This window comes from Qipengyuania aestuarii, from assembly GCF_019711535.1.
GTDB lineage: Bacteria > Pseudomonadota > Alphaproteobacteria > Sphingomonadales > Sphingomonadaceae > Qipengyuania > Qipengyuania aestuarii.
The window spans coordinates 709,907-723,645 of record NZ_JAIGNP010000001.1; the positions used below are offsets into that span (position 1 = coordinate 709,907).

Annotated in this window: 19 protein-coding genes; 6 read left to right on the forward strand and 13 right to left on the reverse strand. The window is 60.2% G+C overall.

Translation table 11 applies throughout. The features are described from left to right. Positions 1-80 precede the first annotated feature (80 nt). Positions 81-1,529, forward strand: coding sequence for a succinylglutamate-semialdehyde dehydrogenase (gene astD / locus K3175_RS03550; RefSeq protein WP_221541965.1), 1,449 nt, complete (start codon positions 81-83; stop codon positions 1,527-1,529). Between the two features lie 112 nt (positions 1,530-1,641). Here the strand turns inward: astD and K3175_RS03555 are convergent, their stop codons facing one another. Further along, complete coding sequence (locus tag K3175_RS03555) at positions 1,642-2,103, reverse strand: glycine zipper 2TM domain-containing protein (RefSeq protein WP_221541966.1); 462 nt, start codon at positions 2,101-2,103, stop codon at positions 1,642-1,644. Positions 2,104-2,285: 182 nt separating this feature from the next. On the opposite strand from K3175_RS03555, the gene rarD reads away from it, so the two are divergent. Next, the gene (gene rarD, locus K3175_RS03560) at positions 2,286-3,194 is read left to right on the forward strand and encodes an EamA family transporter RarD (protein WP_221541967.1); all 909 of its coding nucleotides are present in this window, start codon (positions 2,286-2,288) and stop codon (positions 3,192-3,194) included. Here rarD and pyrC read toward each other — a convergent pair. Then, a complete protein-coding gene (gene pyrC, locus K3175_RS03565; protein WP_221541968.1) occupies positions 3,172-4,218 on the reverse strand; it encodes a dihydroorotase in 1,047 nt (348 codons plus the stop codon). The two genes, rarD and pyrC, sit on opposite strands and share 23 nt — an antisense overlap. Positions 4,219-4,257: 39 nt before the next feature. Here pyrC and ygfZ point away from each other — a divergent pair, with 39 nt between their 5' ends. Next, complete coding sequence (gene ygfZ / locus K3175_RS03570; RefSeq protein ID WP_221541969.1) at positions 4,258-4,992, forward strand: CAF17-like 4Fe-4S cluster assembly/insertion protein YgfZ; 735 nt, start codon at positions 4,258-4,260, stop codon at positions 4,990-4,992. A 16-nt stretch (positions 4,993-5,008) separates the two neighbouring features. Here the strand turns inward: ygfZ and K3175_RS03575 are convergent, their stop codons facing one another. Continuing rightward, a complete protein-coding gene (locus tag K3175_RS03575) occupies positions 5,009-5,599 on the reverse strand; it encodes a TetR family transcriptional regulator (protein WP_221541970.1) in 591 nt (196 codons plus the stop codon). A 101-nt stretch (positions 5,600-5,700) separates the two neighbouring features. On the opposite strand from K3175_RS03575, the gene K3175_RS03580 reads away from it, so the two are divergent. Next, on the forward strand, positions 5,701-6,585 hold the full coding sequence (locus tag K3175_RS03580) for a metal-dependent hydrolase (RefSeq protein ID WP_221542342.1): 885 nt from the start codon (positions 5,701-5,703) through the stop codon (positions 6,583-6,585). Between the two features lie 66 nt (positions 6,586-6,651). On the opposite strand, the gene K3175_RS03585 is transcribed toward K3175_RS03580, so the two are convergent. The 3 genes from K3175_RS03585 to rplU all read right to left on the reverse strand — a co-directional run bounded on the left by K3175_RS03585 (position 6,652) and on the right by rplU (position 8,137). Next, positions 6,652-7,191, reverse strand: a complete 540-nt coding sequence (locus K3175_RS03585) for a GNAT family N-acetyltransferase (protein ID WP_221541971.1) — start codon at positions 7,189-7,191, stop codon at positions 6,652-6,654. Between the two features lie 208 nt (positions 7,192-7,399). Continuing rightward, positions 7,400-7,669, reverse strand: coding sequence for a 50S ribosomal protein L27 (gene rpmA / locus K3175_RS03590; protein ID WP_006833595.1), 270 nt, complete (start codon positions 7,667-7,669; stop codon positions 7,400-7,402). 12 nt (positions 7,670-7,681) lie between these two features. Further along, a complete protein-coding gene (gene rplU, locus K3175_RS03595; RefSeq protein WP_221541972.1) occupies positions 7,682-8,137 on the reverse strand; it encodes a 50S ribosomal protein L21 in 456 nt (151 codons plus the stop codon). 181 nt (positions 8,138-8,318) lie between these two features. Here rplU and K3175_RS03600 point away from each other — a divergent pair, with 181 nt between their 5' ends. Both K3175_RS03600 and K3175_RS03605 read left to right on the forward strand, forming a co-directional pair. Then, positions 8,319-8,846 (forward strand): hypothetical protein, encoded by a 528-nt coding sequence (locus tag K3175_RS03600; protein ID WP_221541973.1) that lies wholly within the window; start codon positions 8,319-8,321, stop codon positions 8,844-8,846. Further along, positions 8,843-9,523: a Crp/Fnr family transcriptional regulator gene (locus K3175_RS03605; RefSeq protein ID WP_221541974.1), complete on the forward strand. Its 681-nt coding sequence runs from the start codon at positions 8,843-8,845 to the stop codon at positions 9,521-9,523. The genes K3175_RS03600 and K3175_RS03605 overlap by 4 nt, the downstream gene beginning before the upstream one ends. Positions 9,524-9,529: 6 nt before the next feature. Here K3175_RS03605 and K3175_RS03610 read toward each other — a convergent pair whose 3' ends face one another. The 7 genes from K3175_RS03610 to thrC form a co-directional block, all read right to left on the reverse strand. Then, positions 9,530-9,955, reverse strand: coding sequence for a hypothetical protein (locus K3175_RS03610; protein ID WP_221541975.1), 426 nt, complete (start codon positions 9,953-9,955; stop codon positions 9,530-9,532). 75 nt (positions 9,956-10,030) lie between these two features. Next, the gene (locus K3175_RS03615) at positions 10,031-10,504 is read right to left on the reverse strand and encodes a molybdenum cofactor biosynthesis protein MoaE (RefSeq protein WP_345719302.1); all 474 of its coding nucleotides are present in this window, start codon (positions 10,502-10,504) and stop codon (positions 10,031-10,033) included. After that, the gene (locus K3175_RS03620) at positions 10,497-10,739 is read right to left on the reverse strand and encodes a MoaD/ThiS family protein (protein ID WP_221541976.1); all 243 of its coding nucleotides are present in this window, start codon (positions 10,737-10,739) and stop codon (positions 10,497-10,499) included. Before K3175_RS03620 ends, K3175_RS03615 begins: the two co-directional genes overlap by 8 nt. Beyond that, positions 10,736-11,041 (reverse strand): Rossmann fold domain-containing protein, encoded by a 306-nt coding sequence (locus K3175_RS03625; RefSeq protein ID WP_221541977.1) that lies wholly within the window; start codon positions 11,039-11,041, stop codon positions 10,736-10,738. Before K3175_RS03625 ends, K3175_RS03620 begins: the two co-directional genes overlap by 4 nt. Beyond that, positions 11,041-11,412: a dihydroneopterin aldolase gene (locus K3175_RS03630; protein WP_221541978.1), complete on the reverse strand. Its 372-nt coding sequence runs from the start codon at positions 11,410-11,412 to the stop codon at positions 11,041-11,043. The genes K3175_RS03625 and K3175_RS03630 overlap by 1 nt, the downstream gene beginning before the upstream one ends. A 10-nt stretch (positions 11,413-11,422) precedes the next feature. Beyond that, entirely contained in the window at positions 11,423-12,310 is an 888-nt protein-coding gene (locus tag K3175_RS03635) for a class I SAM-dependent methyltransferase (protein WP_221541979.1), read from the reverse strand. Then, positions 12,310-13,701 carry a threonine synthase gene (gene thrC / locus K3175_RS03640; protein ID WP_221541980.1) on the reverse strand — a complete coding sequence of 464 codons (1,392 nt, stop codon included), beginning with the start codon at positions 13,699-13,701 and terminating at the stop codon, positions 12,310-12,312. Before thrC ends, K3175_RS03635 begins: the two co-directional genes overlap by 1 nt. Positions 13,702-13,739: the final 38 nt, after the last annotated feature.

A 13,739-nucleotide genomic window follows, 5' to 3' on the forward strand; every position in this document is an offset into this window, starting at 1 on the left:
GTTCGCGATTTGACGGCGCCTTCCCTAAGGCACATAGGCCGTTGCAACTAAGATAACGGGTTCAAGGACAAGGTATTCCAGTGTCAGACATGATGATTTCGACCGAGCCGGCAACCGGCAACCAGATCTGGCGCGGCAAGGTCGGCAATGTCGACCGCGCGATGGAACGGGCGCTTTCAGCCAAGACCGGTTGGGCCCGCGAATCCACGGCGAGGCGCATGGAACTGGTCCGCCGGTTCGCCAACGAAGTGCTGAAGCATGCAGATCCGTTCGCCGAATTGATCGCTCGCGAGACCGGTAAGCCGTTGTGGGAAGCGCGCACCGAAGTCGAAGCCGTAAAGAACAAGGTCGAGATTTCGATTACCGCCTTTGCCGAGCGCACCGGCCAGAAAAAACTGGATAGCGCACTTCAGGGAAGCGCCGGTCTGCGCCATAAGCCCCACGGCGTGATGGCCGTCCTCGGCCCGTATAATTTCCCGGCACATCTGCCGAACGGCCACATCGTCCCTGCCCTGATTGCCGGCAATGTCGTCGTCTTCAAACCCAGCGAGAAGACCCCGGCGGTCGGCGAATTCCTGACCAAGCTCTTCCATGAGGCTGGAATTCCGGAGGACGTCGTTCAATGCGTGCATGGCGGAGCCGATATCGGTAAAGCGCTGGTCGCCCATCCGTCGATCGACGGGCTCTTGTTCACCGGATCGGCCCCGGCCGGGATTGCGATCAACAAGAAGCTTGCTGGCGATCCGAGCAAGATCGTTGCGCTAGAGATGGGCGGCAACAATCCCATCGTGATGCTCGAGACCCCCAAGATCGAAGACGCGGCAGTCACCATCATCCAATCTGCCTTCACAACGGCGGGCCAGCGCTGCACCGCTGCCCGCCGCTTGATCGTGCCGGACAACTTTTACGATCAGATCGTTCCTGCGGTCAAAACTCTGGCCGAGCGCCTGCTCGTCGACGAACCTTTCGCCGATCCGCAGCCGTTCATGGGCACGGTGATCGACAACCAAGCTGCCGATTTGCTGGTCGAGAGCCGCGAGGCCCTACTAGAACGCGGCGGCGAGGATATTCTGGCGATGACCCGGCCGAATACAGATCTGCCTTTCCTCACGCCCGGCATCATCGATGTGACCGCGATTTCCGACCGCCCCGACGTGGAACTGTTCGGCCCCCTTTTGCAGGTTATCAGGGTGGCCGACTTCGATGCCGCAATCGCAGAGGCCAATAACACCCGTTATGGTCTCTCGGCATCGCTTATCGGTGGTGACCCGAAGGATTTCGAGCGTTTCTGGGCAGAAATACGGGCCGGAATCGTCAACTGGAACAAGCCAACCAACGGAGCATCGTCAGCGGCTCCGTTTGGCGGTATCGGCTTGTCGGGCAACCATCGCCCTGCCGCCTTCTATGCAGCGGATTACTGTGCTTATCCTGTCGCAAGCACCGAGACGGACCAGCCACGGGCGAGCATCGGCATTGGCCTGAAAGATACGAGCCAGCCGGTCCGCAAGTCGAAAGATGCCCACAAATAGCCCACGGTAAAGGGCGCCGCCCGCCCCTTTTTGCAAGGGTTCAGACGACGCCCACTGCGACCCGAAGGTCGCCTCCAGGCTGCGGGTGGGCACAGCCTGAAGCTTGTTCAAATCAGCCGCAGCGCGTGCTGGATCGGTCGATCGTGCGGCCAAGCAAGGCGCCGGCTGCGCCGCCAAGGATGGCTCCCAAGGTGCGATCGCCATTTCGGCCCGCAACTTCGTGGCCAATCAGCGCGCCCACCCCTGCTCCGACCAGCAGGCCGGTAGTGCCATCGTCCTTGCGGCAATAATAGCGATCGTCACGCCCGCGCCATATCCGCGTATCGCGGCGAACGGGCTGCCCCCAATTGCGATCATAACCCATGTAATAGGGGCGGCGTTCGCCATAATAACGGTCGCCCCGATAATCGCGGTTCCGTTTCCACTTTTTGCCGTGCTCATAAACCATATCGCCCGTCGCAATCGAATGAGCCTGCGGAGCGGAGTGAGAAGGCACTGCGGCCGCTGCCGGAATACCCAGCGAAAGGCCAGTGGTGGCAATTGCGATTGAAATTGTCTTGATGAGTTTGGGCATTGGTTAGTCCTTTCGGCCGTGTTCGACTCGTAATTCCCTGTCTGCCGTTCATCATTAGGATCGATTACCTGAACAGAACGCAACCGATCTGGAAGAATCCGATTTATCGACGAGGCGTGTATCTGACAGGGACAAGTTGATGCTTGCCGCGTGAAGGCGGCGGGCCTACGCGGCAGCTATTCATGGAACCGACAGCAAAAGAGCATCCCAAGACTGGCCTCGGCGCTGCCGTGGGGGCCTATGTTATATGGGGTTTCCTCCCTCTCTACCTTCTTCTCGTGAAAGAGGTCCCAGCGCTCGAATTCGTTGGTTGGCGAATTATCTGGACGCTTCCGCTTTGCCTCTTGATCGTCTTGGTCCGTCAGCAATTTCCGCAACTTCGCGATGCGCTGAGAAGCCCGAAAACAATGGGATGGCTGCTTCTTTCGGCGACGCTCATCGCGGTCAACTGGGTGGTCTATGTCTGGGCCATTCAGAACGGCAATGTCTATGCGGCAAGCCTTGGGTATTACATAAACCCGCTGGTTAACGTGCTCCTCGGCACACTCCTTCTCAAGGAAACCCTGTCGCGGCTGCAATGGCTGGCCGTGGGACTGGCGGGCGTGGGTGTCTCCTTGCTCATCGGGGGCGCATTGACCACGCTCTGGATCAGCCTGACCCTGGCGCTGAGCTTCGGATCCTACGGCCTTATTCGCAAGCAGGTGGACGTAGGGGCATTACCCGGCCTCACGATAGAGTCGCTGGTTCTGCTGGTTCCTGCTGCCGGCGTGACCTGGTATTATGCCGGTTTGCCGGCAGGCTCCGGCTTTTCCCAGAGCATCGGTCTCAGCCTTGCTATTATGCTTGGCGGAGTGCTGACCGCCATTCCGCTTTTGATGTTCGCGATTGCCGCGCGGCGACTGCCCTATTCCACCCTCGGTTTCATCCAGTTCCTCGCCCCCAGTATCGTCTTCTTGTTGGGGCTGACTGTCTTCGGAGAAGAACTGAAGACCGCTCAGATTGCCTGCTTCGCCTGCATCTGGGGGGCCGCAGCCATTTTCGTCTGGGACCTGTGGTCGCGTTCCCGCGTCAGGAAACCAGCCGCCATTTAAGTGTTTCGCCAGCATGGAAAGGTACGATGGATGCATCTCCTCCATCGACTTCTTCAGGCACAGCAACGTCCACCTTTTCCAGCGTAACGCTGCCTTCATTCACCGGCAGTCCGTAAAATTCCGGCCCGTTGAAGCTGGCAAAACTTTCGAACTGCCCTAGCGCGCCCACTTCATCGAACACCTCAACATAGCTTTCCAAAGCATAGGGCGCATTGAAGATACCCGCGCACCCGCAGTCGCTTTCCTTCGCATGGCGATGATGCGGCGCACTGTCCGTGCCGAGAAAGTATTTCTTCGAACCCGATGTGGCCGCCCTGCGGAGCGCCAGCCTGTGTTCCTCCCGCTTGGCAACCGGTAGGCAGAACATGTGAGGGCGGATGCCGCCGACGAGTATGGCGTTGCGATTGATATGAAGATGCTGGGGAGTGATTGTCGCCCCCACATTCGGCCCGGCACCATCGACGAATTCGACTGCCTGCCTGGTGGTGATGTGTTCGAAGATGACCTTCAGATGCGGCATACGATCGACCAGCGGTGAGAGGATGCGATCGATAAAAACTGCCTCGCGATCGAAAATATCGATATCGGCATGAGTGACCTCGCCGTGAACGCAAAGCGGCATGCCTATGGCCGCCATTCGCTCCAGCACGCTTTCGATGTTGGCGATATCGGTCACCCCGTGAGAGGAATTGGTGGTCGCGCCTGCCGGATAGAGCTTTGCCGCCGTAAGGACGCCATCGGCAAAGCCTGCGGCCAGGTCGTCTGCATCGGTCTGGTCGGTGAGGTAGGCAGTCATCAACGGTGTGAAGTCGTTGCCCTCTGGGACCGCCTCGAGCAGCCGCTCGCGATAAGCCCTCGCCAAAGCGGTCGTGGTCACCGGAGGTGAGAGATTGGGCATGACGATCGCTCGAGCGAATTGGCGCGCAGTATGAGGGACCACGGCCCGCATTGTAGCGCCGTCGCGAAAATGGAGGTGCCAGTCGTCTGGTCGGCGGATGGTGAGTGAGTCGGCGGGATTCGTCATGATGGTTGCCTATGGCCGCAGGGGGCCTATCTGTCACCCATGACAGCAACTCGCCTAATGAACCGCGCCGTGATCCGTGTCAGCCCGCAGGACGATGGCGAGGATGTTCCAGCTTTCCTCCAGGGACTGCTGACGAATGACGTAACGAAACAGCTGCCTGTCTACGCCGGTCTCCTGACCCCTCAGGGCAAGGCCATGTTCGACATGCTGGTGTGGCCGGCCGCGGGTGGCACACTGTTGCTCGACTGCGAAGCCGAACATGCAGAAGAACTTGCCAAAAGGCTGTCTCTCTACAGGCTGCGGCGCAAGATCGATATTGAGGTCGACGAAACAGTGGCAGTTCACTGGGAAGAGCACGTCGGTGATGGAGGCGCGCCCGATCCGCGGCTCGCATCGCTCGGTCAGCGATGGATCGCACCTGCAACCGACAACGATGCCGCAGCCGATGAACGCTACCGCGCCCATCGGCTTTCGCTAGGAGTGCCAGAGGGACGCGATGAACTGGCCGACATTCTTTGGTTGGAAACCAACGCGGTGGAGCTCAACGGCGTTGCTTTCGACAAAGGCTGCTACATCGGCCAGGAAAACACTGCCCGTATGAACTGGCGCAGCAAGGTCAATCGGCGCTTGCTGGTGGTCCCGCTCGACCGGTCGGACGAAAAACGCCGCAAAGTCGCTTACGAGCACCTTCGTCTCGCCGTAGACCACGTGAGAGTTGCTGACATCGAACGTGAAAAAGCGCCCGAATGGATGGCTTCATCTCTCACCGAGTGAGTTGCGCCGGTCGCTTTCAGGTTTGAGTTTCCAGAGCGCCTGTCAGCATTCTTTCGGCCCGATCGCGGGCTGCGGTATCCGGAAGCCCTAGAGACCGGGAAAGAGCAGTTCCGATAAGCGCATCGCCAAGCGCCATCAGGACAAGGCCGAGTGTCTCCTCGTGGACCTGCAAAGGCTGCGCCAGATGCAGCGCCTCTTCCGGTGCGATTTCGTCCACCAATTGATGAATGGTTTCCACAATCGGCGTAAGTGCATCCTCGTTCCCAGTCAGAATCATCCAACTGGCAAGCGCTCCGGCACCTTCCTTGTCGAAAGCATCGAATGCGAGATCGACTACCTCGCGCGGCCGACCGAGGCCGGCTCTGCTTGCGCGTACGGCGTCGGCGATGGTCGAACAGACCGTTTCCGCCAAATGGCGGGCAAGTTCTTTCTGCAATCCGGCCGCGGACCCGAAATGATGAAGCAGATTGGCGTGTGTCCGCCCGATCCGCGACGCGACGGCCTTGAGCGTAACAGATTGCGGACCCATTTCGATCAGGAGCAGCCGAGCCGCCTCCAGGGCTGCCAGACGGGATTCCTCCGGGGAAAGACGCTTGCGAGTAGCCATCGCCCGAAGCGTTATCGCATCATTTGCCTTTCGCAACCCCGGAGGGGTCACTTATTGACATTAATGTCAGTAAGTCCTAATTTACATTGCTGTAAGTGATGATGGAGATTGCCTTGAACGCACTGGCATCCAAACAAGCAAATCCTTCCGCTCCAACCCCCGCCGATCTGACGATTACGGTGCGTGACGAGCGCTTCAACCGTGCTGCCGCGCCTCGGCGCTGGTGGGCTGGAGACCCGTTCGGAACAGCTTGGCACAATGCGCTGTCGGCGACCTTTCCGCGCGGTGAAGCTTTCTTCATCGAAGCAGTAAAGGCCCACCGCGAAGGTGCCGATCCTCGGCTAGAAGCCGAAATCCGAGCGTTCGTACGGCAGGAAATCAACCATACTCGGGAGCACATCGCCTTCAATCGCCTAGCCGCAGACCACGGCTACGACATCAAGGCGATCGACAAGCGAGTAGAAGAGCTGCTGGCGATGACGAAGGAGAGGCCGGTAATCTTCAACCTCGCCACGACCATGGCGCTCGAACACTATACTGCGATGATGGCCGCAGAATTTCTCGCCAACCCAGCCCATTTCGATAACGCCGATCCGGAAGTTCGCGCGATGTGGGAATGGCACGCCGTGGAAGAAATCGAACACAAGGGCGTGGCTTACGATACGTGGAACCACGCGACCAAAGACTGGCCCAAGGCGAAGCGATATAAACTACGCACCATCATGATGCTGCTGGTCACGTTTCATTTCTTCCGTAACCGCTGGACCGATTCGCTTGAATTGCTCGCGCAAGACGGGATTACGGGATGGAAGGCCAAGTGGGGTATGTTCAAATACCTCGCAATCTCGCCCGGGGTGGTGCGCCGCATCGTTCCGGCATGGCTCTCCTATTTCAAGCCAGGTTTCCATCCTTGGGATCACGACGATCGCGCGCTGATCGGCAAGTATGAGGGCGAATTTCAAGCGGCGCTCAGCCCCGCTGAATAACCTAGGCTCCTCAGATATCAAAAGGGCCCCCGGAACACGAAATCCGGGGGCCTTTTTGGTTAGAAATCAGGCTGCTTGTAAACTCGGCCCATCATCGGCGGCCAGATCGAGCAGATAGGTTACGCATTCCGCTTCCTCGCCCCGGCCGCAACTGTGGCGCTTAACGGTTTTGCCGGTTGGCCGAAAACCAAGCTTTCGCAGCACCTTGCCCGACGCAGGATTGTCAACGAAATGTCCCGCCTGAACACGCTCGTAGCCTAGGATCCTGGCGACTTCGAGCACGCCCCGAGCAGCTTCTGTCGCGTAGCCCCGCCCCCAGTAAGGACGTGCAATCCAGTAGCCCAGTTCAACTCCGCCATCCAAGTCGCCGAGGCCGGCGCCGCCGATAATGCTCGACCCATCGCTGCCGGGAAGCGTCAGCAAAAAGCTGGGCGTCATGGGATTTTTTTCCATCGCCACGAATTGCCGGGCATGTTCCGGAAGATAGGGCCACGGCGCACGCGCGAGATTGCGGACGACGCCTCGATCGGCGATCCCCCCAAACAAGGCTTCTGCATCTTCAGGCCAGGCAGGCCGCAGCAGCAGCCTCTTCGTAACATGGAACATCGGTATTCTCCCGGTTCATCCACGCTCCGGGCTCCTAGGCCGGACACGTGACAATTGCGTGGCGGCGAAACGCAATTTCGCCTGCGATGATGAAGAGGGAGAAACGACAAGAGGGAGACGGGTCGGCCCCATCTCCCTCTTCGTCTGCCGGATCGTTAAACCGGCTGGGACCGTCCCGTGTGGACGATCCCGTTATCGGAACGTCCGGTTATTCGGCTGCTTCCGCCATTTGGTCGACGGACACGTATTTGCGGCCGAGTTTGCCCGAGTGGAATCGGACGACACCGTCGGTAAGCGCAAACAGCGTGTGGTCCTTGCCCATGCCGACATTGACGGCGGGGTAGAACTTGGTGCCGCGCTGACGCACGATAATGTTGCCGGCTACGACGTTCTCGCTGCCGAACTTCTTCACGCCAAGACGACGACCGGCCGAATCACGACCGTTACGCGACGAACCGCCTGCTTTTTTATGTGCCATGGTCCGGGCTCCTTACTTCTTGGCTTCGGTCTTCTTGGCATCTGCCTTCTTGGCAGGAGCCTTCTTGGGAGCCGCATCCTTCTTGGGAGCGGCCTTTTTCGCTTCAGCCTTCGGAGTTTCGTCGGCCTTGGCTGCTTCCTTCTTGGGAGCCGCCTTCTTTTCAGCCTTCGAATCACCGACCGCAGTGATGCGCAGAAGCGTCATCTGCTGACGGTGGCCGTTCTTGCGACGATAATTGTGACGGCGACGCTTCTTGAAGACGAGGACCTTTTCGCTCTTCGCCTGCGCGATGATCTCTGCCGAAACGACGGTCTTCGCCGCATCGGCAAGCTTGTCGCCTTCGCCAGCGAGCAGAACGTCGCCCAGCGTGATGGTTTCGCCGGCTTCGCCAGCCAGCTTTTCAACTGCGATCTTGTCTCCGGCGGCAACTCGGTATTGTTTGCCGCCCGTGCGCACTACTGCGAACATGGTACGTGTCTCTCGTTCAAATTGCTGTGCCGCATCCTTGCGAATCTACGGCGCGCCCGTCGACCCACTGATTAGTAGGCCCGGAAAGAAGCGTGCCGTTAAGCGAAAGGCTGGCCCAAGTCAACGCTGGAGCATTGCCTTTTTTGCCTTTCACTCTGGCACCCTGCCTGACGCATGCTATGTGGCGGCCATGCCGCAATATGCAACTGCCGCCCCACTCACTATCCTCATTTTCCTGCTTGGCGCCTGTGCGACGGCAGAAAGCGATTACCCTTCTCTCGCCATCCGAGACGTCGAGCGCGCCGAAGGACAGTTCGATACCGGAGAGCCGGCCCGGATCGACGTGCCACCTGTCGAAGTCGATCTGACGGGAGGTCTTGCCGCCCGCCTTCAATCGCTTCTTGCAGCGGCTGAAGAGGCACATGGCGATTTTCTTGCCGTCCGCCCCCGCGCGGCGCGAATCGTGTCGTCCGCGAGAGGAAGCGCTGTCGGCAGCGACAATTGGGCAGCGGCGCAGGTGGTGCTGGCCGAGCTCGATTCGGCACGCAGCCGCGCAGCTGTTCCGCTTGGCGACCTCGACTCGCTCTATGCCTCTGCGAGGGTCGCGACAGAAGACACGGTCGCGATAGAGACCGCGCGTGGCCGCGTGATCCATCTTGTCGCCGAAGAAGATGCGATTCTCGAAGACTTGCGCGCCCGCGTCCGATGAGCCTCGCCTGCGCCACTTGTCCGGTGCGTGATCGCGCCGCCTGCGCCGTGTTGAGCGAGGATGAGAGAGATGAGCTTGCCAAGGCTGGCCGGATCAGAACTCTCGAGGCGGGAGAAACGCTGTTTGCAGCCGGAACCGATGAACTGGCTTGTGCCACGCTGAAAAGCGGTGCGCTGAAAATCACGTCTACGAGCGCAGACGGGCGCGAACGCATCCTCTCGCTCGTCCACCCCAGCGGCTTCGTGGGCGAAATGTTTGGCCCTTATGTACATCACGACGTGGTGGCGCTGGCGGAAAGTGAACTCTGCGTTTTTGCTGGCCCCGCCTTTTCGCAGGCTATCGAACGCTATCCGCGACTCGGTCAGGCGCTGCTGCGGCGTACCCAGGAAGATTTGTTCGCCAGCCGCGAACTGCTTTCCCTGACCGGAAATGCATCGGCGGGTGAACGTGTTGCGGGTACGCTTCTCTCGATGGCCCGTGCCGCCAGCGATTCCCCATGCCATCCCGCGACCTATTTCGAGCTGCCCTTATCACGGGGCGAACTGGCGGACATGCTTGGGCTCACCATAGAAACGGTGAGCCGCATGCTCACACGCTTCGAGCGCGCCGGAGCTATCCGCAAGGTGAAGAAACGCGGGATCGAACTGGTCGACCCCGCGCTCCTCCCTCTCCCCTGAAGGCCCTCAGCGCACAGCAGATGCGATAAGGACGGTCGAAACTCCCCAACAGAAGATGATGATCGGCAAGATCAGCATCTGGACGCTCGCATCCCGAGCCGAGAGGCGGCCCGTCAGGGTGGCGATGCCTTCACGCCGAAGCTTCGCAAAACTCATCTGCTTCGATTTCGTGGGCGGACCCACCTTGGCCCAAAGCGCCGGAACGCCGAAGCCAGCGACGATGAATAGCACAAAGATCGCCATGGGAATGACGAGACCCGGCGAAGACAGCCCGCTCGCCATCACCAGCAGGAAACCAAGATAGAGCGAAACGGTCACCGCATAGAGCCCCTTGGGCAGTTCGAAGCTCCGGTCCACCTCGTGACGCGGCTTGGGCTCGGCAACGATCAGCGCCTGCTGCTCGACGAGTTCGCGGGTAAAATGCTTGGACATTTCAGGTCTCCTTTGTGGAGACCTCTATGCAAGCCTTAGGAAGCAGCTTCCTTGATCGAGATCAAAACAGCGCAACTATCTCCGCTCCCATCTTTGCCTGTCCTGGTAATCGGCCTCGCGCGGTTCGATCCAGTGCCAGCCTTCGGCCCGCCGCTCGCGTTTCCAGAACCAGGCCGCGGACTTGAGATGATCCATCACAAAATCGGCAGCATCGAATGCGTTTCGGCGATGCGGTGCTGCGGCAGCGACGAGGACGATCGCATCCCCCGGGACCATCACACCGATCCGGTGCCATGCCAGGATACCATCGAGTGCGAATCGCTCGAGTGCAGAGCGGGCAAGATCGTCCATTCCCGATTTGGTTAGCGGCTCGTAATGCGTAAGCTCCAGCGCCCGAACGTCGTTGCCGGGTCGCACTTTACCCAAAAACGACACGATGCCCCCGGCTTCAGGATAGGCAGCGCTGAATGCCGCCGACGCTTCGCCGACCGACATGCCCTTGGCGAGAACCCTCACATCGAGGGGCGTGGATAAAGTCAGCCTAGCCACCGCTAACCGGCGGCAACAAAGCAATTTCATCACCGTCCCTGGCCTGAAGACTTTTCTTGTCGGCAAGCACACTGCCCCCGCACGCCACATTCACCCGGTCGGCCTGAATTTCTCGCGCGATGTCCGGCCCCACGGCTCTCAGCAAACCGGCCCAATCGAGCGGACCTGCAACCTCAAGCTCATGCCCGTTGGCGAGATCCGCCAAGGGGCCAAGGAAAACTATCGTCACGCTCATATGGCAGCCTCGAGATATTGGCCCGTCACAGCGTGAGCCGATTCAAGATACTCGACAACCGCTCTCGCTTGGGCCCCGCTTCCGGCTACCATATTCACGCGATGCGGCGTGTGTTTGCGCGCCAGCATGGCGACTGCTGCCTTGCGCCATTCTTCATGCGTATGGTCGGCCGAGGGAACGCAAATCGTGACGCTGCTGCCTTCGCCAAGGGACCGCTCGATCGCGGCGAGCCAGCTATTGTGAAAAATTCCCGCCGCCTGAAGGGGGTCGTCCGGCAAACCCTCGACCGCAATCTCCTGCATCAGGGGCGCTCGCGATGAAGTGTGATACCGATCTTCTCGCCCGCTTCGGCAATGGCCAGCTTTACGATTTTCACGGTCACCGCGTCTATACGTTTGTCCTGAAGGAACAGCGTTTCGCAGACATGATCGGCGACGGCCTCGATCAGCTTGAAGTGCACACCTTCCGGCAGCGCATCCGAGGCGGCGAATTTCAGGTCCATATAATTCTTCGAGTCGTCCAGCGACGTATCGGGATCATAATGCCGCAGGGGTTTCATCCGCACCTGGATCGTGAAGCGAAGCGGTTGGGGCTTGCCAGTTTCCTCGGAATAGATGCCGGTGAGAACATCATGTTCGAAATCGGCAACTTCGAGAATCAGCGAATCGTTCATGGTTCGGGTCTTAGCGCGGATTGGACCAGCGAGCGAAGATGGCAGTCGGCAGTAAGCGCCCGCCTTCTTCCTGAACCGCAAGGTCGCCATGTTCGATCTTGCCGGGCAGACCGGCGAACACCTCTTTCAGGAGCCCGCCAAGCGCCAGGCTGCTCATGCGTACCGCGTATACTGTGAGGAAAAGGAAGCTGCTGTCGGAATCGAGCAACTGGCGGCAGTCTGAGACCAGAGCGGGCAGGCCCTGCTCGAGCCGCCAGACTTCGCCATCGGGCCCGCGACCGAATTTCGGCGGATCAAGGATGATGCCATCGTACCGCCGGGCGCGGCGAACCTCGCGCGCGGTGTATTTCATTGCATCTTCCACGAGCCAGCGCACCGGGCGATCGTCGAGCCCTGCCAGGGCTGCGTTCTCACGAGCTTGGGCGACCGACTTCTTGCTGGCATCGACATGGGTGACCCGGCCATGGCCGCTCAGAGCCTGGGTCCCGACGCCGGTGTACCCGAAAAGGTTCATGGTTTCCGCATCGGTTCGGCCCTCAAGCTGCTCGCCCATCCAGGTCCAGACCGGTGCCATGTCGGGAAAGAAGCCCAAATGGCGGAAGGGGGTACATTGCGCCGTGAAGCGGACATCGTCCCCCCACCCCAATTCCCAGCCATCTTGCGGCACGTCCTTGGAAAACTGCCAGCGTCCGCCGCCATCCTCGTCGCTGCCGGGCACGAATTCGCCATGAGCATCCCACTCGCCGAGCCGCGGCGTCCACATCGCCTGCGGTTCAGGACGGACAAAGCGGTAATCGCCATAGGCTTCGAACTTGCGCCCATGCCCGCTATCGAGGAGTCGATAGCTGTCCCAGCCCTCACCCACCATCAGCACCGGCTCCCGCTGCAAATCGGCCATCAGGCGGCATTCCCGAGAATGTGGTCACGCACCGCATCGTAGGTGCCCGGCAGTTCGACGTAGCTTTCCTCGCGCGCGAAGAGATCGCCAATTCTCGCAGGCAGGCCGGGCCGGATACCGGTTGCGCGCTCGACGGCATCGGGGAACTTGGCAGGGTGTGCCGTCGCCAGGGTTACCACTGGTATCGAACGATCGATATCAGCCTGCCTGGCCGCGTGGAGACCGATGGCCGTATGCGGATCAAGAAGCTCGCCGCAATGTTCGCAGGCCCAGCGCATCGCCTGAAGCGTGTCGTCCTCATCGGCCCGCGCGCTGGAGAATAGGGCCGAAGCGCCTCGTGTCTGCAAATCGGTCAGGCGCATGGCCCGCTCCGTGTCGAAGCCGCGCATCTGCTGCGCCATCGCCGCCCCGTCGCGGCCGCCAACGTCGAACAGCAGGCGCTCGAAATTGGAGCTGACCTGAATGTCCATACTTGGCGATGCGGTAGGTGTAACGGATCCTGCCGAATAATCGCCCTCGCTGAGCGCGCGGTGAAGGATATCGTTGACATTGGTGGCCACGATCAGCCGCTCGATCGGTAGGCCCATTCGCGCTGCCACGTGGCCTGCGAAGACGTCGCCAAAGTTGCCCGTCGGCACGCTGAAGGCGAGCTTGCGTTTCGGCCCGCCTAGCTGAAGCCAGGCCGCAAAGTAATAGACCACTTGCGCCATAAGCCGCGCCCAGTTGATCGAATTGACCGCGCCGATGCGGTGTTTTGCAGTCACGTCCTTGTCGGCAAAGATGCGCTTCACCATCGCCTGCGCATCGTCGAACGAGCCGTCGATAGCGATATTGTGGACATTGGGCGCGCGCACCGTGGTCATCTGGCGGCGCTGAACATCGCTTACCCGCCCCTTGGGGTGAAGCATGAATATCTCGACGTTATCGAGACCGGCCACCGCATCGATCGCCGCACTGCCCGTATCGCCGCTCGTCGCACCCACAATGGTGAGGCTGCCTTCCTCGCGGCCGAGAAATTCCTCGAATAGTAGGCCCAGCATCTGCAACGCCACGTCCTTGAACGCCAATGTCGGCCCATGGAACAACTCGAGGACCCAATGTTGCTCGTCTAGCTGCACGAGCGGAGTGACCGCCTTATGCGCGAAACGGCCATAGGCTTTTGTAGTCAGGTCACGCAGACGCTCTGGCGTCAGGCAGTCGCCGACGAAGGGCTCCATCACCCTCGCCGCAAGCTCCGCATAGGGCAAACCCCGCATTGCGGCGATTTCATCGGCAGAGAATCGCGGCCAGCTTTCGGGCACATAGAGCCCACCATCGCTGGCCAGTCCGGCCAGCGTGACTTCGGCGAAATCGAGGCTGGGAGCCTCGCCACGGGTGGAGACGTATTTCATTGCGCGGATGCGGTTAGCCGCGCTGGCCCACGCGGGCA